The organism is Paenibacillus sp. MER TA 81-3 (assembly GCF_023713585.1).
GTDB lineage: Bacteria > Bacillota > Bacilli > Paenibacillales > Paenibacillaceae > Paenibacillus_B > Paenibacillus_B profundus.
The window spans coordinates 45,362-64,023 of record NZ_JAMAWB010000025.1; the positions used below are offsets into that span (position 1 = coordinate 45,362).

The following is an 18,662-nucleotide window of genomic DNA, read 5'->3' on the forward strand; positions in this document are numbered from 1 at the left end:
CTCTTAGTATTTGACAGAAGGTACGCCTTCAGGCGGTTTTTTAGCGATAAGACATAAAAAATCTGCTTTTGAATGTGGTTGCTGATCTTTGAAAGGCCTCGGATAAAGGTGTTTTCATTGAAGGCGGAGTTATGTGGTATGATGGGGAACGATACTGGAGAGCTGTAGTTGTTGTATGATGTACAAGTGTATGGGATTCAAACGCAAGGCTAAGATGGCTAAATGATATAGAGCAACGAGGAAGCAGGAGGGCATAGCGTGAAAGGGAACAAGCAAGGCAAGCGGCCAGGGCGCCGGAATGTAGCAAGGTCTGCATCTGCGACGCGTTCACGGACGGCGGCGGGTGGACGCGCGGCACATGCAAACGAGCGGACGGCTCCGGTGCAGAAAAATGAAGAGGTCGTGCTGGACATTATCGGATTGACCCACGATGGCGAAGGTGTCGGCCGGGTGGAGGGCTTTACCCTTTTCGTGCAGGGCGCGCTGCCGGGCGAACGGGTGCGGGCACTCGTGCTGAAGGTGAAGAAGCAGTATGGCTATGCCAAGGTGCTGGAGCGTTTGGTCGACAGCCCGCATCGGATGGAGATAGAATATCCGGCAAATTACTATGGCGGCTGCCAACTGCAACATCTGGCGTATACAGAGCAGCTGCGCTGGAAGCGTCAGCATGTCATTGATGTGCTGGAGCGAATCGGCAAGTTCCGCGTAGAGCCTGTGCTTGAGGAAAACGGGGAACAGGCTCAGAGTGAGGCGGCAGAGGTATCGGGTCTGAACAGTAATGAAAATGGACAAGCAGGTTCTAACGATGCTGCTGTCGAACGGGAAGACGGCGCTTCGGAAATGCAGATGCAGGCGCATCCGGTCAAGGTGCTGCCGACGCTCGGAATGGAACACCCTTGGCGCTACCGCAATAAGAGCCAAATGCCGGTTGGCAAGAATGATCGGACGGGCGAGCTGATCGGCGGATATTTCGCTAAGGCGAGCCATCGCATTATCGATACGGATGTGAGCCTTATTCAACATGAGGCGAATGATGAAGCGATGCGCGCCGTGAAACGGATTGCCCGCAAATACAGCATTGAGCCGTACAATGAGGAGACGCATAGCGGCCTGCTGCGTCACGTTATCATGCGCGTCGGCTTCTGTACGAACGAACTGATGATTACGCTCGTCACGAACGGGGAGCGGATTCCACATGAAGCGGATATCCTATCCGAGCTGGCAGAGGCTCTGCCGCAGCTGAAAAGTGTGTGCCAGAACATTAACACAAAGCGCACCAATGTCATTATGGGCGACAAAACCCGTGTGCTATGGGGTTCCGAATATATTACCGATTATATCGGGGAAATTAAGTTTGAGATTTCCGCACGTTCGTTCTATCAGGTAAATCCGGTGCAAACGGAAGTTCTGTATGAGAAGGCAGTGGAGTATGCTGGCCTGAGCGGGCAGGAGACCGTCATTGACGCGTACTGCGGCATCGGGACGATCTCGCTGTTCCTGGCGCAGCGCGCGAAGCGGGTTCTCGGCGTGGAAATTGTTGAGGAAGCGATTGCCGATGCGCGCCGCAACGCGGAGCTGAATGGGATTACGAATGCGGAGTTTGCTGTTGGCGCAGCCGAAGAGGTCATTCCGCGCTGGAAAGAGCATGGCGAGACGCCGGATGTGATTGTGGTTGATCCGCCGCGCAAAGGCTGTGATCTAGCCTTACTGGACACGATGCTGGAAATGCGTCCGGAGCGGATCGTGTATGTATCGTGCAACCCGTCTACGTTAGCGCGCGATTTGCGTATTTTGGCGGATGGAGGATACTCGGTGGTTGAGGTGCAGCCCGTGGATATGTTCCCGCATACGCCACATGTGGAGTCGGTGACACTGCTTACCTTGAAGTGATTCAGATGTAAAATCTTTGCATATAAAGAAAAATAGGAAAATAAAGAAGGCGCTCGGATGTGAGTTATCCAGGCGTCTTCTTATTGTCTGTCTTTTATCAGCTAGGACATTAACTAGCAAAAAATCTCCGATGAATACCGAGGGTGTGAGCCTGTTCCTACAGGGTGGGCATATCATGATCTGCATCCAACACTTTACATTTAATAAAATACCTATAATAATTAATGATTATATCATTATTTGCGGGGTGTTCTATGAATCCGGTCTATATTACAAGTATAGGTAAATTTCTTCCTGGCTCTCCGGTCAGTAATGATGAAATGGAGGATTATCTCGGCAAAATTGGAGGCAAGCCTTCGAAAACCAAGCGGCTCATTCTTGAGAAGAATCAAATTCGGTTTCGCTATTATGCAATGGATAAAGAACAAAAGAGCTTATACACGAATGCAGAGAGGGCTTCCCTGGCTATTCGCGATTCATTGGAACGAAATGGGAATGTAGCAGAGCATGATATCGGGTTCCTTGCGACAGGTACGACAAGAGGTGACGTACTTCTGCCTGGCTTTGCCAGTATGGTGCAATGCAGAGACCGGGTTGCCTGTTATGGAAATTGCATCGTATTCCGGGTTATGTGCTAGTGGGACGCATGCGCTTAAAAATGCTTATTTACATATAAAATCTGGCGAGCATGTAGCGGCGATCGCTTGTGCCAGTGAGTTTTTGAGCCGTGAATTTAAACATACAAAATTTGAAGCGCAAAGTACTTATAGCAACAGGCGAGTACCGTTCAATACGGAGCTCTTACGATTTATGCAGTCGGATGGAGCGGGTGCAGATATATTGAAAAATATGCCTGACAATCTGCTGCGTATTGAATGGATTGATAACAAGTCGTATGCGAATCTATATGATGTCTGTATATATTCTAGAATGAGTAAAGAAGACGGAAATCGTTCCTGGCTTGAACATTCATCCATTCATGAAGCGGCGGATCATGGAGCTCTCAATCTGAAGCAGGACGAGGGTGAGCAAGTCTTGTGCATCGTTCCAGAAAGTGGCATATTCCAAACGTCTTTTATGCTGGTGACCGTAGTGGGATCTTCATCTGAAAAATGAATAAGTTATATTTGACGAAGCCGGGAGCCAGTCGAGACAAGGGATTCGGTGGTATCAAATTTAATGGGGGATAATCAACAGATCTGGATGTACATAGAGTGGAAGGATGAATAAAATCAATGGCTAGAACTTACTATGCAGAAGGAAGACAGCTTGCTTATTTATTGCGGGGCTTATTCATTATTGGTGGACTTGCTATTTATTTCAACATTCCAGGATTGCACTGGGCTTTCTTCTTCGGCATTCTTATTGGTTCAGTTATAGTAGCAGATATCCTTGGGGCCATCTGGACACGGAAGAGACGTAACAAGAAGAAGCAGAAAACCAAACCAACGAATAAGAAGACTGCTCAGACAGCCTCAAGGCGAGCAACTAAGGGTTGTAGAGACGATGAGGTCGTCTTAACAAGCCGATTAGATGATTTATCTGGAGCAGAATTCGAGCGGTTACTTGCTCTTTACTTCAGAGATCAGGGATACACGGTGAAAGAAGTAGGTGTTGGCGGCAATGATGGCGGAGTGGATCTTGTGATTATCGATGGCCGCGGCGAGAAGACCGCTGTACAGGCCAAGTGCTATGCTGAACATAATCTTGTTCCTGTCATGACTGTCCGTGAATTGGTTGCGGCAAAACGAAATCACGACTGTATTCTGTCGTTACTTATCACTACATCTGATCTTACTTCTCCTGCAAAGAAGGAAGCAGAGCAGTTCAAAGTTGACTACTGGCATGGGGCTCTTGTTGAGCAGAAGCTGAGGTCATGGGAAAGTGGCAACCAAGTAAAAAGCGTCGTCCTGTTAAAAAGAGTAAGGCTGCGGCAAACTCGGTGATCGCAAAGGCAAAAAAGGAAGTTGCAGCATCAAGCACAGTGACATGCAAGTGTGGGGCTCCTATGACACGAAGAAAGAGCAAGCAAGGAGTTGAATTTTGGGGTTGCAGTACCTTCCCAAGATGCCGACATACGAAAGCGATATAGTCAAAATCCAGCTTATTCGGAGGGTATACAAAATGGCAATTCCCGACTTTCAATCTATCATGCTACCATTCTTGATACAGGTCAGTGATGAACAAGAACATAGGCACCGCGATACCATTGAAATCCTAGCCGAGCATTTCATATTAACTGATGAAGAACTGGATGAAAAATTGCCTAGTGGTCGGCAGGCTATATTTGATAATCGAGTAGGTTGGGCCAGAACTTATTTAATGAAGGCTGGGCTACTTGAGTACCCACGCCGAGGTTATTGCAAGATTACCACGAAGGGTAGAGATGTCTTAAAGTCAAATCCCAGCATAATAAATATCTCCTTTCTTCGTCAGTTCCCTGAATTTCTGGAGTTTCATACCGCCAAGAATAATAGTGATCAAAAGTCAGATGAACAGCCGTTGCATTCGGAACAACGTACTCCTGGCGAGAATCTTGAGTACAGCTAATTAGTTCTTCGCAAAGAGCTTGCCTTTGAGCTTTTACAGCGGTTAAAAGCGGGAAGTCCACAGTTTTTTGAGAAGGCGGTTGTGGAACTTCTAGTTAAGATGGGATATGGAGGTTCAATCTCAGACGCTGGGAAGGCGTGGTAGGCCGTCCTGAGATTCAGAAGTTCGTGGGCGCATTACAGGGACAAAAAGCCCGAAAAGGGGTCTTCATTACAACATCCAGCTTTACAAAAGAAGCACTAGAATACGTAACTTTTATCGATAATAAAGTTGTGTTGATTGATGGTGAGCAGCTTACCCAGTTGATGATTGATTACGATCTTGGGGTTTCCACCGTTGCGGTGTATGAAGAAAAGAAAATAGATCTCGACTTTTTCTCGGAAGACTAACCTAGGTTGAATCCTGAAAAATGAAAGTAATCCCGACCCGCCCTCTCTCCACAGAGAGGGCTTTTTCCTTATCTTGAACGCCTGAGTAGGATGAGTGTCAGGTACCCGGCACGTTCTCCAGCGGTTTGCTAGCTCATCACTTTCACTCCCCCACTTTTTGGATTTTAATATTTTTTTCATTTACTATATATTTTTTAGAGAAATTTTAGTATTATTTTTAATTGGAATCCGAATAATAAATGTTGATTTAAAATTTTTGTTCGGTTTTACAACACCTTATATACAAAACTTACATTTACTGCAAATGAAATGTTGATGTATGGAGATGGGAATGGAGATAAGATGAAGAAGAACATTTATTTTAACCATGATGGCGGCGTTGATGATTTAATTTCGTTATTTTTGTTATTGCATATGGACAATGTGGAGTTGACGGGCGTGTCGGTCATTCCGGCGGATTGTTACTTGGAACCGGCTATGTTTGCAAGCCGTAAAATCATTGATCGTTTCGGTAACGGCGGTGTGGATGTAGCCGCGTCGAATTCCCGCGGGAAAAATCCGTTTCCGAAGGACTGGCGTATGCATGCGTTCTATGTTGACGCCCTGCCGCTTCTTAACGAATCCGGTAAAGTGGTGACTCCAGTAGCGGACAAGCCGGCACATCTTCATATTATAAATACGCTGCGCGCAACGGAAGGCAAGACGACCTTGCTGTTTACGGGCCCGCTTACCGACCTTGCTCGCGCATTAGATATCGACCCGACGATTGAAGAAAAGGTAGAACGCCTTGTATGGATGGGTGGTACCTTCCGTGAAGCAGGCAATGTGCATGAGCCTGAGCATGACGGAACGGCAGAATGGAACGTATTCTGGGATCCGGAAGCGGCTGCTCGCGTATGGGCCAGCGGGATCGAGATTGATCTGGTCGCACTGGAAAGCACGAATCAAGTGCCGCTTACGCTCGATGTTCGTGAGCGCTGGGCAGCGGAACGCAAGCATATCGGCGTTGATTTCCTAGGCCAATGCTATGCGATGGTGCCGCCTCTTGTTCATTTCTCGACGAACTCGACATACTATCTGTGGGATGTATTAACGACTGCGTTCGTTGGCAACAGCGATCTTGTGAAGGTGCAGACGATTAACAGCATGGTGATTACGGAAGGCGCAAGCCAAGGCCGCACTGTTGAAACGGCTGACGGTCGCCCGGTACATGTCGTCTATGACGTGAATCGCGACGCATTCTTTGATTACATGACTGAATTGGCGAAAAAAGCAACGGAGAGGGAGTTGTAATGTCAGAGAAAAAGCGAGTCATTATTGATACCGACACGGCTGGAGACGATACGATTGCCATTTTAACGGCGCTTCACTATTTTCAAGTAGAAGGCATTATGATTACCGGCGGTAATGTCCAGTTCGATCAGCAGGTTGAAAATGCGCTCTACACCGTTCAAGTAGCGGGAAAAGGCGGACAAGTCCCTGTGTACAAAGGACATGAAGGCCCAATCATGGGGCTTGGCCAAAAAAAGCATCGTACGGTCGAGGATGTGCACGGCAAGGATGGGATGGGGGATTCATTTTTTGAAAAAGCGATTCAGTCTCCCGAAAAAGGTCATGCCGTCGATTTTCTTATAGATGCCGTCCACAACAATCCAGGAGAGATCCATCTGATCGCGATTGCACCGTTAACGAATATTGCGATGGCGATTAAGAAGGATCCGACCATTGTACCGAACATTCCACATCTCTATATTATGGGCGGCACGAACAATGCGCTAGGAAATATTACGCCGAGTGCGGAGTACAATTTCTACGTTGATCCGGAAGCGGCAAAAATCGTGCTTCATTCGGGCATTCCAATCACCATGGTTGGTTGGGAAATGTGCACGCAATATTCCATCATGGACGATAACGACCATGAAGAGATCGAAGCGCTCGGGACGAAGGGCGCGAAGTTTTTCAAGGACGTCAACAAGGTCGTGATGAGATTCAATAAAACGGTTCATCGACTGAACGGCACGACGCATCCGGATACGCTGCTCGCAGCCGTAGCGGCGGACGAGAAGATCATGACGAAGTCCAATCTGTATCATGTGGATGTCGAAACCGTCGGTGAGCTGACAAGAGGCTACAGCCTTGTGGATATTAACAATCGTTTGGAACGCACTCGCAATGTTCGCGTCTGTGAAGCGATTGATCGAGATGCTTTTAAAGAAATGCTGTTGGACGTATTGAAGTCTATTAACTAATGACTGCAAATGGTCGCTTTAGCGGCCGCTTTCAGCCCTTTCGCTTTACATTCTGGGTCATTGACACGATGAAGAAAGGATAGGTATATGCAATACATTTGGGGACTTCTAGGAATCTTAGGCATTTTTATGATCGCAGTTGCGTTTTCAAAAAATCGCAAAGCGATTAATCCGAGAACGGTTATTGGCGCGTTTGCGATTCAATTCATTTTTGCATTGATTGTGTTGAAGTGGGAATTCGGCAAAAAGATGCTGAACTACTTGTCTACGGCCGTTCAGAGCATCATCGATTCCACGAATGCGGGCATTCAGTTCTTGTTCGGCGGGATACTGGGTGCGGAAAAGGCGGGCTTTACGTTCGCGCTGCAGGTATTGCCGATTATCATCTTCTTCTGTTCCTTGATAGCGGTTCTGTACTATCTCGGCATTATGCAGTGGGCTACGAAAATCATTGGCGGATTTCTGGCAAAGGTGCTCAAAACGAGCGAAACGGAATCGATGTCAGCAGCTGCGAATATTTTTCTAGGTCCGACAGAAGCGCCACTTGTTGTTAAGCCTTATATTGAGAAAATGACCAAGTCGGAGCTGTTCGCGATTATGGTCGGCGGACTGGCGTGCGTCTCTGGTTCCGTTCTGGGCGGATACGCGATGCTTGGCGTTCCGATTGAATATTTGCTTGCAGCAGCATTCATGGGAGCTCCGGGCGGCTTGCTGCTGGCCAAAATTATCATGCCTGAAACCGATCATCATCTTCGAGTGGAACGGGTTAGCATGGTAAAGGATACAGAGTCCCGAAATGTTATCGATGCCGCGGCTCGCGGAGCTTCGGACGGGCTCAAGATCGCTGCCGGCGTAGGTGCCATGCTGCTGGCATTTATATCGCTCATTTTCTTAGTGAACATGATCATTGGCTGGGTTGGCGGCGTGTTCGGAATTGAGGCGCTGACGCTGGAGCAGATTCTAGGCTACCTGTTCGCGCCGATTGCCTTCCTGATCGGTGTTCCATGGAGTGAAGCGTTGCAGGCAGGTTCCTTCATCGGTCAAAAGTTCGTGCTGAACGAATTTGTAGCGTACACTTCGTTTGCGCCTGAGATTGTAAATCTGTCTCCAAAAAGTGTTGTCATCATCAGCTTCGCGCTCTGCGGCTTTGCCAATCTGGCTGCGATTGCACTCCTCATTGGAGGCTTGGGCGGGATTGCGCCTTCAAGAAGACAAGATCTTGCCGAGATGGGCTTCCGTGCGGTCATTGCCGCAACATTGGCTAACCTATTGAGCGCGGCTATTGCCGGGATGCTCGTGTAGCAGCACCTACGCCATAAAAAGCAACAGCTGGGCAAATAAAACAAACGCTTGGACTATGATGAGCCCAAGCGTTTGTTGTTGGCTAATGAAAAGAGGAAGCTGATATCTTATTGTGCTTTTACGAATTCAGCCGATTGTATGCCGGCTTGGCGGCCGAAGATGATGATCTCTGCAACGGAGTTGCCGCCGATACGGTTTTGACCGTGCAAGCCGCCTGTAAGCTCGCCTGCTGCATATAAGCCAGGAATAGGTTGGCCGTCTTTATTCAACACTTCTGTGTTCGTATTGATTTTCACGCCACCCATGGTGTAGTGAATCCCAGGGGAGATTTTGATTGCATAGTATGGCGCACCGGACAAGTCGTTGTCCATCGCAGTTGTTCTGCCGAACTCGGCATCCTTTTTATTCTTCACTGCGCTGTTCCATGTATCCAGCGTCGCTGTTAGCTGATCTGCCGGAACACCCATTTCTTTGGCTAAAGCCTCGATCGAATCGCCCTGAATGACAAAGCCCATTTCTTCATACTGCTGAATCGCTTTAGCGCGGGATTTTACGCCGGAATCAAATACAAGATAAGCTGATTTTTCAGGCAGCTTATTGATTGCAGCAGTGACATTGTCACGAGTGTCCAGCTCGATGGTGAAACGTTTGCCCTCACTAGAAACAAGGATCGCTCCTTCACCGCGAACCGCTTCTCCGATGAGATAGGATTTGTCCTGCTGTACCGTAGGGTGAACCTGGATTTGATCCATATCTACTGTTACACCGCCGAGCTTTTCAATCATCTTAATGCCGTCACCGGTGCTGCCTACTTGGTTTGTTGTCACAAGACCTTTCAGATCGGAGCGAACCTCGCCAATCATATCCATGTTAGCGCCATAACCGCCGGTTGTCACAACGACAGCATCCGCTGTAATAGTTTTCTCATCTTTATTGTCGAAGAGGACCTTAACGCCGTTTACTTTGCCATCCTTCTCCGTAATTTCCGTCACATTAGCATTTACGAAAAGAGGAATTTCTTTCTCTTGAACATTTTTCACCAAGCCGTTGACAAGATATTGCCCTACCGCTGAGCCGTCTTCAGGACGGTGTGTGCGCTTTTCGTTCATACCACCCGTAATCGTGATATTGTTCAAACGAATTCCGATCGAATCAAGCCATTCGATTGCATTTGCGGAATTGTCAACGAAGAAACGAAGCATTTCTTTGTCATTAGTATCATGACCGCCTTTTAAAGTCTCTTCGTAAAATAGATCATTGCTGTCCTCAATGCCTTGCTCTTTTTGGAACTTGGTCTGGGAAGCATTCATACCGGAGGATGATTTCATCGTATTGCCGCCGGCAATCGGCATTTTTTCGAAAATAACCGGGTTCATGCCTTTTTCTTTTGCTTCAAGTGCAGCAGACATTCCGGCACCGCCTGCACCGACAATGATGATATCATAGTTATCTTTTAATTGATCGATAGGTGTATAGTTGGTTTGAGAAGCTCCCGACACGGCTTCCGTTTCTTGGGACTCCGTCGGTTTTTCATTGCCCTGGCTCTGGTTTTGATTCTGGTTCCCGCTACCGCATCCCGCGATTACGAGCATGAAAGAGAGAACGAGAATAAACGTTGCTGCTGCTTTCTTTTTCATTTTAACAACCCCCGTTTTTCTATGATGTTATTTAGATGAACATAAAGAGCCCAACGAAAAGGGAGAGAGTAACGGAGAAAATGAGATGCGGTGATCGTACCGTCGCCTTTATTCTCCGAACTTAAAATCGTTCACGGTTACCTCCTCTGGTCTGCTTCGGAAGCTTTTTTTAGGTTCACTTTATTTTAATATACTATCGCCCCCATTTATAGTGATTTATTTCACAATATTTTAATTTTGTCTTTGATCATGCATCGGGTTTCTAAAATACATCAAATCAGTTACGATTACCGAGTTAGGAGGCTGCTGTTATAAAGGCGCTACCATTATAAGCGGGGTACTCTTGTCAGAGCTGCTGTAATCGCTCTGCAGATAGTGTGGAGGAGGAGGAGTTCCCTTTATATATGAAGATTGATAAAGTATGCATAAGGAGTATACTCCCGGGGCGAAGCTTGCGCCAAGCTAATTGCTTATCACATATCGGCTGCTGACAAGCCAGATGAACTCGAATGGGTGAAGTGTCATTTTATGGTCGGGGTGGACAGCGGGCAAGCGGGGATCTTTGATGTCAGCAAGTATCGAATTCCGGATTCCGAAGCTCAAGGGACGGATTCCGATACGGACAGTGACTGGTATTTATCCTGCTGCGACATTACGGAAAGCGATGAGGAAGCCGGTGTCATGGACGGGGGCGTCGTCTCGCATTCCGGCTTTGGAGATGGAGGCTATGCGGCGTATTATGCCACAAATACTCAGAACCAAGTTATAGGTGTAAAGATTATTTTCATTAAAGATGCCGATCTGTAAGTGAAGAAATGGTGGCAAAGTCTGAGACAGGAGCACCGCCCAATGCTTGAGATGTTTAAGTTAAACGGTCAAAGCCCAAGCATAATGATGTCCTGAAGGTGGTGGGACGTTATTATGCTTTTTTGTCATGTCTCAGTAAACGAAATAACTCCTGCTTATGCAAGTTTAGTTTATAAGTCTCCATTTTTGATCATAGAATCAAAGTGTACCCTGAGGCGTTTATACATGGGAGGAAATGAACATGACGAATGTGATTAAAGCCCGTCCTAAGCTGTATGTCATGGACAACGGCCGCATGAGCATGGACAAAAACTGGTTGGTCGGCATGCATAATCCGGCTACGATCCTGAATCCGAATGCGGCGACGCAGTTCGTGGAAGTTCCGGTGTATACCGTATTGATCGATCATCCGGAAGGAAAGATTTTGTTCGATACGGCCTGCAATCCGAACGGGATGGGCAAGGAAGGGCGCTGGCCCGAAATGATGCAGCTCGCGTTCCCTTGGGCAGCGAGTGAGGAGTGTTATCTGCATAATCGGCTGGAGCAGTTGAATGTCTCGCCACGGGACATCAAGTATGTCGTTGCCTCCCATTTGCATCTGGATCATGCCGGATGCTTGGAACTGTTCACGAACGCGACGATTATCGTTCACGAGGATGAGCTGAACGGTGCGCTGCAATCTTATGCCCGTAACGATAAACAAGGATCCTACATATGGGCGGACATCGATGCCTGGATCAAAAATCATTTGCAGTGGAAAACGATTAAGCGGACAGAGGATCAGTTGGAGCTGGTCGAAGGCATTACCCTTCTGAACTTCGGAAGCGGCCATGCTTGGGGCATGCTGGGCCTGCATATCGAAATGCCGGAAACGGGCGGGATCATCCTCGCTTCCGATACTATCTATACGGCGGAAAGCTACGGCCCGCCGGTGAGGCCGCCGGGCATTATGTATGATTCGATTGGGTACCGGAATACGGTTGAAAGGATCCGCACTCTTGCCACCCGAACGAAATCCCAAGTGTGGTTCGGACACGATGCGAATCAATTCAAGGAGCTCCGCAAATCAACCGAAGGATACTATGAATAAGAAGGCAAAGAATACGGCGCTATTGACAACTTGGTTCATAGGTCGGATTTCCTTACAAATGTTGCATATTATATAATCCTTTTGTGCGACATCTGTTCAACATTACAGAGAAAAATCCGAACCCATCGGAGAAGCTGAGGTAGTGTCATATGAGCTGTATAAGAAAACTTCTTTTTTGCATGTTAGCTATAACTTTAAGTTTAGGAATCTGTCTCCCCAATGTGAGTGCTTCCCCAATCCGAGTCACCGTGGACGGGCATGATGTGGCTTTCCCAGATGAACCTCCGTATGTCGATAAGACATCCAACCGGACGATGGTTCCTGCCAAATTCGTATCCGAAAAGCTTGGCGCAAAAGTAAAGTGGAACGGGGCATTAAACCAAATCGCTTTTATGTATAAAAATGACACCGTCAATTTGGGGATTGGCGACAATTATGCGCAGGTGAACGGAAAGACGGTAACCTTCGGTGGAGGAGCGACGGTCAAAAACGGCCGTACGATGATTCCGCTTCGCTTTATCAGCGAAATTTTTCATGCTGATGTAGATTGGCAGCCGGAGCACAATCAGGTCAACATAACAACTTCTGTAAAAAACGTTCAAAAAGGAACGTGGATGTGGGATAGCAAACTTATCGAAAGGGATCAAGAAAAAATAATAAACTTTGCAAGCGATAACGGTGTGGCGTCCATTTATCTTCAGATTGATAGAGATATTGCTCCAGAGATTTATGCAAGCTTTATTCGAAGCGCAACAGAAAAACAAATTATAGTGGAGGCGCTAGCGGGGCGTCCTGAATGGGCCTACAAAACGAAGCAGGATGAAATTAAAAAATTTATGACATGGGTTAAAAGTTACAATGCGTCCGTTGGAGGGGAAGAGAGCTTTGCGGGTCTGCACTTTGATATTGAACCTTATCTTTTAGCCGGATGGAAGACAGACAATAAGGCGGTTCTTGAAAGCTGGATGGACAATTTAAGGCTGATTGAAAAGGAAACCAAGGGGAGCGGCTTGAAAATTACGTTAGATGTTCCTTATTGGCTGAATACCGTAAAGGTTCCTGGCACTGAATACAGCTTCAGCGCATGGTTATTGGAGAAGTTCGATTGTCTTGTGATTATGGATTATCGCAATTTTGCATTAGGCAAGAATGGGATTGTGGAAAATGCAAATGCGATGATGAGAGAAGCATCGACTCTTAACAAAGAAGTGATCGTTGCCGTGGAAACCGCTAAAAGTTTAGAGAGTGATCGGGCATCGTTTTATTCCAAGAGTAGTGAAGCCATGGAAATAGAGCTGCAAGCAGCTCATAAAAAACTGTCTCGATATTCAAGTTATGCTGGCTTTGCGATTCATGACTACATAAGCTGGGCCGCAATGAAATAAGCAAATTTTGAATCAGATCGCGAGTAAAGGGACAAATATCTCCGTAAGTCTTAAATTCCCCACCCTTATGGGCTGGTTTCGTAATGAAAATCCATACAACGACATGGTTGTAGTTATGCTAGCATTTCGAGGTGTGCAGAAATAATTTTCGCATGAGCTACTACAATAAAAAAGTCCCGATGAACGCTTACTTCACCGGGACTGACTTTGCGGTTCACGACTAACCTTACTGCCACTTCATTCAGAATAAGCATTACTCCATAGATTTATTCATTATTCAAATTGATTTTAAAGACATCCCCATTACCACCAAAAACGATCATCCCACCTTCAGGCAGTACTACAAAGAATGATGGTTGCTTGCCTTCGAAAAGTTTACAACCTTTCCCTTCGCGTCATAAACGGCAAATCCCCTACTTACCGGAGCCTCAACGGTCATGACTCGATTGGCTGATTTATCAAAAACCGAGTTGAAGAAAAAATTAACTTGAACACCCATCAGAAGTACAATGCTAAAGACAATAGGCACATTATTTGGAATCATATCAATCGACCTTCATAACCATAAATTTGGTGTAAACATCTTTAACCTCTTTAATTTTAGAACGGCCTATGGGTAATTCCATACCATTGGACATTAGAACAACTCCGCTAGCAAACTTCCTCACATGAAGCAGATTAATAATAATGGAACGATGGATTTGCAAGAAGTTGCAGTCTTTTAAGGCCAAAGCATAATCTGAAATGGTGCCTTTGCTTTCATAGGTTTGATTAGAGGTAATAAAATGTAGTTTTCTTTTTATGGTTAGGCTTTTGGCAGCTTCAATACTAATGAGGTCATCATATTTTACAACGACTTCTTCATAGGCTGATTTAATGACCATAAACTTTTTATCAAGTGCTTGAAAGTATTGGCATAGCTTTATCATTTTCTTCTATCCAGGTTATGTAACCCTCTTATTTTTGGGCTGTTTGAATTCCGTTCATTCCACCCATTTCAATATCCAAAATCAAAATATGGAATGGAGTTTCAAGACGCTCATAATAGGATACCAACTGCTCTCCCGAGTCGAATAATTCGATTTCAAATTCTATATTTGTTATATAGACAAAGCAATCAGAATGCTTTTAACAAGTTCTCTTTGTTTTTCCTCATCATCGCAAATAGCCACTCTATACATAAATGATACACGCCTCATTTCCGTTACATTTATACTGGAACTGTATGTAAGCATGATACAACTGTTTGACTTTATATAGATAACTTTTGGATGAAATGAATATTCAAATCCCTCAAATGCATTTCAACTGCAAGCCTCTCTCAGAGATAGGTTGTGTCGGGTTAGGCTTTTGATTTTAGTACCTAGCTTTGATATAGTAAGCTAGTTAACAGGGTTAGTGGGAATTTAAATGATTAGGCCGCAGATGAACGATGTTGTATATTTCATTATGTTTGGTTAAATAACCGTGTGAAATGGATAAACCCAACCAAGGACGGGGAACTCTACATACAAACAATCATGGAGTGATTATATGAGTAAAGCTAAGGGTAAAGGTGGAACAGGTAGAGGAACGGACAAAAAGGGTTGGAATAGATGGCAAGCTAGTGCAAAGAGAGCAAAAAACAAACCAAAACCTTATACAAGCAAAGGCACTAAAAAAGTGGATGGCGCAAAGACAGATGGCGCAAAGAGCACCAGCAATAATAAAGGATAAAGGTGTGAAATCCGAAATATAGAACATCTTTACAACAAAAGTTGAATCAAAATCGAGAAAAAGCGGGATTTAAAGAAGAGGAGATGGGATCGTTTGGATAATCAAGAAGTGATAAGCGAATTACCTTCAAATTATGAGGAATTAAAAAAATCTGTGAATCGAACGTCTAATTGGAGAGAACGTTTAGATGCTGTCGAAGAGTTAGGTCAGTGGAAAAACAAACAAACAATCAATCTACTAACGTATAGAATGATTAGCGATGATGTGTATCAAGTTCAAGAGGCTGCTTTTCGTAAGCTCAAAGAATTTGGCGAAGATGTTCAATTGCCATCAAGGAAAAAAGGCGACTTGATTAAAGGAGTTACAAAAATCTTATTGAGAATTAAGAAGAGCTTGCCAGAAGGTCATACGTATGAAGAGTTCAAAGAGAAGTTGAAAAAGATGAGAATTGATGTGTATGATACGTACGAAGGTGATAAGGGCGCTGACTTCGATACATGGCTTGAAAACACGTGGGCATCGTTAGCGAAAAAGTAGGATGACTACTCAAAATGTCATGCTACAATAGCACTGAAAGGAGTGATCACATGGCAATAGAAATCAATGTTCAGGCAACACCGAATCCGAATGCAGTCAAGATCAATACGAGTGAACGAATATTTGAAGGTCCCGCAAGTACATCTCTGAAAAGCGGTGCTGAAACAGATCATCCCTTGGCTCGTGCTCTGTTGAGCATCGAAGGTATCGATAATATTTTCGGGATTAATGATTTTGTCACGATCAGCAAGAAAGCGGATGCGGAATGGGATACGATTCTACCAAAAGTGGAAGAGGCTTTTAAAGTAGTATACTCCTAAGTACGCAACAGTGATGAACACCTCCAAGAAATCGTGATGGACAGCGATGTAGGGGGTGTTTTTTCTTTGGAATGGGATTGTTGAAAATGCAAATGCGATGAAATAAGTTGAGTTCAACTAGAGACAACATCACCGCAATAGAAAAACACCTCTTCGTCGCGTGAAGGAGTCAAGCAATCACCGCCTTACCGAAGAGGTGTCTTCTATATAAGTTACTAGGCTATCCGTTCTTATCCCCGAAATACTCTTGATACTGGCTTGGCGTGACGTGGGCGTACTTTTTAAAGATGCTAATAAAGTACTTGTAGTCGCTGAAGCCGATATCCTGCGCGATCGTATATACTTTGTTATCGCCTGATTTCAGTAAATCGATCGACATTTGGATGCGATAGCGGTTGAGGAACTCATTGAACGTATAGCTTGTCTCTGCCTTGAATTTTTGATTCAAGTAATAGGCGCTTAAGTCAAGCTGCTCCACGAGGTCGTGAATGCTGATTTTCTTGGCATAGTTCTCCTGCACATAGGCGATCATTTGGGACACATATTTCGATGTCTTCGTTTCTTTCTCCAAAAATTTGCTGTTCAGAATCTCTTCTTTTTCTTGCGGATGATTGGAGATGATTTCATATTTGCGTATTAAGTCCACTTTGGCCTTGGCAGATTCCAGTGCTGCAATCAATTGGTCATCCTCTAATGGCTTCACTAGAAACTCGGTTACGCCTAACTGTAATGCTTGCTTGGCGAGATGAAATTCATTATAGCCGGAGATGATAATGCTGCTGAAGGTATGCTTCTGCAGTCCCTCTCGAATCATGGAGATGCCATCCATAATCGGCATGTTGATATCCGTAATGACAATATCCGGCTCAAGATCGCAGATTTTTTCATAGCCATCTTGTCCATTAAGCGCTTCTTCAATCACGATACAATCGTATTTCAGCCAATCAATGCTAAATCGTATTCCCCTGCGGATCATATCTTCGTCTTCAACAAGCAGAACTTTAAACATCATTTCCACTCCATTCGTAAGGAATTGTCAGTGTCACACAGGTGCCTTTTCCTTGCGTGCTGTCGATGTGGATGCCGGAGTCCTCGCCATAGAGAAGCACTAAACGGCGATGGACGTTGTATAGTCCGATATGCTGTGTCGTGTTATTTTGGCTTTGCAAGATTTGGTTTACGTTCTGCAACGTTTCCTCATCCATGCCTTGCCCGTTATCGCAAACCTCCAGCATCAGCTTCCCGGCAGAAGGGTAGATACGGATTTCAATAAGCACATTGCTTTGGTTCCGATAGCCATATTTGATAGCGTTTTCAATTATTGGCTGTAGCAAAAGCTTAGGGACATATATATCCAGGGTTTCCTCCGCTACTGAAATCCGATACTCCAGTCGTTCATTGAATCGAATGTGCTGCAGCTTCAAATAATCCCGCACGTAATTCATGTCATCCTTCAGCTGGACGCTGCGATCATTCCCGATGCTGTATCGAAGCAGTCTCGATAGAATCATGACGATGTCCTGCGCTTGATTCGCGTCAATCTTAATCGCATAGCGCAAGGTCTCCAGCACGTTGAATATAAAATGCGGATGGAATTGGGATTGCAGCTGCTTCACTTCGATAATGGTGCGGAGCTCGGACAGCTCTTTATTTTTCTTCATCAAATCCTTTAACCGATCAAGCATCGCATTATACTCATCGCCGAGAATTTCGAACTCGTCATTCGTCTGGATGTCGACATAGCCGTTGAAATTCCCTTCGCGCAGCTGTGCCAAAGCAAGAACTAATTTATCGATCGATTCGGAATTGCGAGCAGACATTTTGTTCGACAGGAAATGAATGATGACCCATAACAGCAGGCTGGCAGCAAGGACAAAGATAGACACCGTATAGTAGGTGTATTGCTCGGACTTGTAGGAATTGAGCGTGATCACTTGAATGGGTGTGCCCGGTATGCGCTTGGAATACATGTAGTACGTCCCGTCGTTCAACAGAACATGTCCTTGATCGTCGAGCTTGGGGCTGAATTTGTTCAGCACGCCCTTGGTGACATTGCTGGTTGTGGCAATTATCGTGTTATGTTCGTCGGTGATCATCGCAATTTCATTGTTTTGTTCAAAAATAAGCTTCTGCATGTCGGATTCATACAGTTGATAGACGATATAGCCTATCGTCTGCTTGTCCTTGACAATCGCTTTGCCGAACGTATAGCTCGTATCGCGATCATGCGAGTAACGGAAGCTGTTCATTTCGGTCAGTGTGTCGTTCGGTCTCTGAACAATCCGGTTAATGAGATTGCTAAAGGCAAAGTTGGAATACAGTGCATCTGGCGAATCGGAGCTAGCCCGGAAGATGCCATTCGTATCGACGATATGGAAGATACTCTTGACCTTCTGATGATTGTTGAATTCATAGAATTCGGAGTACACTCTTTCACTGCCCAAATGCGTGGTCATATAGTTCATTACAGCAGGCGAGACGGCCATCCGATTGATTTCCTCGTTGTATTGTCGAAATACCTCCGCCATAGACTGACTGATGGATTGGGCAGCCTCCGTTGTTTTTTGAGTTAAGTTCATTCTTCCGTTAATGATGGTGAAAATGAAAAATAATACGATTAAAATGGAAAACGGAATAACCGTATAGAGTCGAAATAAGTGACGGGTTGATTCCTTGAAGTTACGAATCTTTTTCTGTTCCATGTCGCCCTCCACCTATGATAAGACCTTTCAACACTATTATACTGACTCGTAGTTGACAGCAGATAATCCAAATACAACCAAGCCGGCC

At 45.4% G+C, this 18,662-nt stretch carries 19 protein-coding genes and 2 pseudogenes; 16 read left to right on the forward strand and 5 right to left on the reverse strand.

From position 1 onward, the window contains the following. The first annotated feature begins 258 nt into the window (after window positions 1–258). From rlmD to M3650_RS26415, 10 genes are all read left to right on the forward strand, one after another. Window positions 259–1,890 (forward strand): 23S rRNA (uracil(1939)-C(5))-methyltransferase RlmD, encoded by a 1,632-nt coding sequence (gene rlmD / locus M3650_RS26375; protein WP_251579057.1) that lies wholly within the window; start codon window positions 259–261, stop codon window positions 1,888–1,890. Window positions 1,891–2,144: 254 nt separating this feature from the next. Beyond that, complete coding sequence (locus M3650_RS26380) at window positions 2,145–2,528, forward strand: hypothetical protein (RefSeq protein ID WP_251579058.1); 384 nt, start codon at window positions 2,145–2,147, stop codon at window positions 2,526–2,528. Next, complete coding sequence (locus M3650_RS26385; RefSeq protein WP_251579059.1) at window positions 2,494–3,006, forward strand: beta-ketoacyl synthase N-terminal-like domain-containing protein; 513 nt, start codon at window positions 2,494–2,496, stop codon at window positions 3,004–3,006. Before M3650_RS26380 ends, M3650_RS26385 begins: the two co-directional genes overlap by 35 nt. A 119-nt stretch (window positions 3,007–3,125) precedes the next feature. Then, the gene (locus M3650_RS26390) at window positions 3,126–3,836 is read left to right on the forward strand and encodes a restriction endonuclease (RefSeq protein ID WP_251579060.1); all 711 of its coding nucleotides are present in this window, start codon (window positions 3,126–3,128) and stop codon (window positions 3,834–3,836) included. A gap of 62 nt (window positions 3,837–3,898) precedes the next feature. Next, on the forward strand, window positions 3,899–3,982 hold the full coding sequence (locus M3650_RS26395; protein WP_251579124.1) for a topoisomerase DNA-binding C4 zinc finger domain-containing protein: 84 nt from the start codon (window positions 3,899–3,901) through the stop codon (window positions 3,980–3,982). A gap of 32 nt (window positions 3,983–4,014) precedes the next feature. Beyond that, complete coding sequence (locus M3650_RS32365; protein WP_311295138.1) at window positions 4,015–4,440, forward strand: winged helix-turn-helix domain-containing protein; 426 nt, start codon at window positions 4,015–4,017, stop codon at window positions 4,438–4,440. Window positions 4,441–4,607: 167 nt separating this feature from the next. After that, window positions 4,608–4,829, forward strand: a complete 222-nt coding sequence (locus M3650_RS32370; RefSeq protein ID WP_311295139.1) for a restriction endonuclease — start codon at window positions 4,608–4,610, stop codon at window positions 4,827–4,829. A 342-nt stretch (window positions 4,830–5,171) separates the two neighbouring features. Further along, the gene (locus tag M3650_RS26405; RefSeq protein ID WP_251579062.1) at window positions 5,172–6,122 is read left to right on the forward strand and encodes a nucleoside hydrolase; all 951 of its coding nucleotides are present in this window, start codon (window positions 5,172–5,174) and stop codon (window positions 6,120–6,122) included. Continuing rightward, window positions 6,122–7,078 carry a nucleoside hydrolase gene (locus tag M3650_RS26410; RefSeq protein ID WP_251579063.1) on the forward strand — a complete coding sequence of 319 codons (957 nt, stop codon included), beginning with the start codon at window positions 6,122–6,124 and terminating at the stop codon, window positions 7,076–7,078. The genes M3650_RS26405 and M3650_RS26410 overlap by 1 nt, the downstream gene beginning before the upstream one ends. Before the next feature lie 87 nt (window positions 7,079–7,165). Beyond that, window positions 7,166–8,380 (forward strand): NupC/NupG family nucleoside CNT transporter, encoded by a 1,215-nt coding sequence (locus M3650_RS26415; protein WP_251579064.1) that lies wholly within the window; start codon window positions 7,166–7,168, stop codon window positions 8,378–8,380. A gap of 107 nt (window positions 8,381–8,487) precedes the next feature. On the opposite strand, the gene M3650_RS26420 is transcribed toward M3650_RS26415, so the two are convergent. Beyond that, entirely contained in the window at window positions 8,488–10,017 is a 1,530-nt protein-coding gene (locus tag M3650_RS26420; RefSeq protein ID WP_251579065.1) for a flavocytochrome c, read from the reverse strand. Between the two features lie 513 nt (window positions 10,018–10,530). Here M3650_RS26420 and M3650_RS26425 point away from each other — a divergent pair. From M3650_RS26425 to M3650_RS26435, 3 genes are all read left to right on the forward strand, one after another. After that, window positions 10,531–10,824 carry a DUF4241 domain-containing protein gene (locus M3650_RS26425; protein ID WP_311295140.1) on the forward strand — a complete coding sequence of 98 codons (294 nt, stop codon included), beginning with the start codon at window positions 10,531–10,533 and terminating at the stop codon, window positions 10,822–10,824. Window positions 10,825–11,065: 241 nt separating this feature from the next. Beyond that, window positions 11,066–11,914, forward strand: coding sequence for an AhlS family quorum-quenching N-acyl homoserine lactonase (gene ahlS, locus M3650_RS26430; RefSeq protein WP_251579066.1), 849 nt, complete (start codon window positions 11,066–11,068; stop codon window positions 11,912–11,914). 158 nt (window positions 11,915–12,072) lie between these two features. Then, window positions 12,073–13,299, forward strand: a complete 1,227-nt coding sequence (locus M3650_RS26435) for a copper amine oxidase N-terminal domain-containing protein (protein ID WP_251579125.1) — start codon at window positions 12,073–12,075, stop codon at window positions 13,297–13,299. A gap of 266 nt (window positions 13,300–13,565) precedes the next feature. Here the strand turns inward: M3650_RS26435 and M3650_RS26440 are convergent. Together M3650_RS26440 and M3650_RS32375 are read right to left on the reverse strand one after the other, a co-directional pair. Beyond that, a pseudogene (locus tag M3650_RS26440) lies at window positions 13,566–13,756 on the reverse strand (hypothetical protein); the annotation flags it as partial. 88 nt (window positions 13,757–13,844) lie between these two features. Continuing rightward, window positions 13,845–14,480: pseudogene (locus M3650_RS32375) on the reverse strand (LytR/AlgR family response regulator transcription factor). A 352-nt stretch (window positions 14,481–14,832) separates the two neighbouring features. Between M3650_RS32375 and M3650_RS26450 the strand changes: the two are divergent. The 3 genes from M3650_RS26450 (at window position 14,833) to M3650_RS26460 (ending at window position 15,872) form a co-directional block, all read left to right on the forward strand. Further along, window positions 14,833–15,015 carry a DUF3934 family protein gene (locus M3650_RS26450; RefSeq protein ID WP_251579069.1) on the forward strand — a complete coding sequence of 61 codons (183 nt, stop codon included), beginning with the start codon at window positions 14,833–14,835 and terminating at the stop codon, window positions 15,013–15,015. 93 nt (window positions 15,016–15,108) lie between these two features. Beyond that, window positions 15,109–15,552 carry a HEAT repeat domain-containing protein gene (locus tag M3650_RS26455; RefSeq protein WP_251579071.1) on the forward strand — a complete coding sequence of 148 codons (444 nt, stop codon included), beginning with the start codon at window positions 15,109–15,111 and terminating at the stop codon, window positions 15,550–15,552. A gap of 50 nt (window positions 15,553–15,602) precedes the next feature. After that, window positions 15,603–15,872, forward strand: a complete 270-nt coding sequence (locus M3650_RS26460) for a NifU N-terminal domain-containing protein (RefSeq protein ID WP_019419993.1) — start codon at window positions 15,603–15,605, stop codon at window positions 15,870–15,872. A 220-nt stretch (window positions 15,873–16,092) separates the two neighbouring features. Here M3650_RS26460 and M3650_RS26465 read toward each other — a convergent pair whose 3' ends face one another. Further along, window positions 16,093–16,881, reverse strand: a complete 789-nt coding sequence (locus tag M3650_RS26465; RefSeq protein WP_251579073.1) for a response regulator transcription factor — start codon at window positions 16,879–16,881, stop codon at window positions 16,093–16,095. Then, window positions 16,874–18,574, reverse strand: coding sequence for a sensor histidine kinase (locus M3650_RS26470; protein WP_251579075.1), 1,701 nt, complete (start codon window positions 18,572–18,574; stop codon window positions 16,874–16,876). The genes M3650_RS26465 and M3650_RS26470 overlap by 8 nt, the downstream gene beginning before the upstream one ends. Between the last annotated feature and the right edge of the window lie 88 nt (window positions 18,575–18,662).

Excerpts from the sequence above, each read along its gene's own strand:
- M3650_RS26380 (WP_251579058.1), top strand. The coding sequence starts at position 2,145 with ATGAATCCGGTCTATATTACAAGTATAGGTAAATTTCTTCCTGGCTCT.
- M3650_RS26385 (WP_251579059.1), top strand. The coding sequence starts at position 2,494 with ATGGAAATTGCATCGTATTCCGGGTTATGTGCTAGTGGGACGCATGCG.
- M3650_RS26390 (WP_251579060.1), top strand. The coding sequence starts at position 3,126 with ATGGCTAGAACTTACTATGCAGAAGGAAGACAGCTTGCTTATTTATTG.
- M3650_RS26395 (WP_251579124.1), top strand. The coding sequence starts at position 3,899 with ATGACACGAAGAAAGAGCAAGCAAGGAGTTGAATTTTGGGGTTGCAGT.
- M3650_RS32365 (WP_311295138.1), top strand. The coding sequence starts at position 4,015 with ATGGCAATTCCCGACTTTCAATCTATCATGCTACCATTCTTGATACAG.
- M3650_RS26405 (WP_251579062.1), top strand. The coding sequence starts at position 5,172 with ATGAAGAAGAACATTTATTTTAACCATGATGGCGGCGTTGATGATTTA.
- M3650_RS26410 (WP_251579063.1), top strand. The coding sequence starts at position 6,122 with ATGTCAGAGAAAAAGCGAGTCATTATTGATACCGACACGGCTGGAGAC.
- M3650_RS26415 (WP_251579064.1), top strand. The coding sequence starts at position 7,166 with ATGCAATACATTTGGGGACTTCTAGGAATCTTAGGCATTTTTATGATC.
- M3650_RS26420 (WP_251579065.1), bottom strand. The coding sequence starts at position 10,017 with ATGAAAAAGAAAGCAGCAGCAACGTTTATTCTCGTTCTCTCTTTCATG.
- ahlS (WP_251579066.1), top strand. The coding sequence starts at position 11,066 with ATGACGAATGTGATTAAAGCCCGTCCTAAGCTGTATGTCATGGACAAC.
- M3650_RS26450 (WP_251579069.1), top strand. The coding sequence starts at position 14,833 with ATGAGTAAAGCTAAGGGTAAAGGTGGAACAGGTAGAGGAACGGACAAA.
- M3650_RS26460 (WP_019419993.1), top strand. The coding sequence starts at position 15,603 with ATGGCAATAGAAATCAATGTTCAGGCAACACCGAATCCGAATGCAGTC.
- M3650_RS26465 (WP_251579073.1), bottom strand. The coding sequence starts at position 16,881 with ATGTTTAAAGTTCTGCTTGTTGAAGACGAAGATATGATCCGCAGGGGA.
- M3650_RS26470 (WP_251579075.1), bottom strand. The coding sequence starts at position 18,574 with ATGGAACAGAAAAAGATTCGTAACTTCAAGGAATCAACCCGTCACTTA.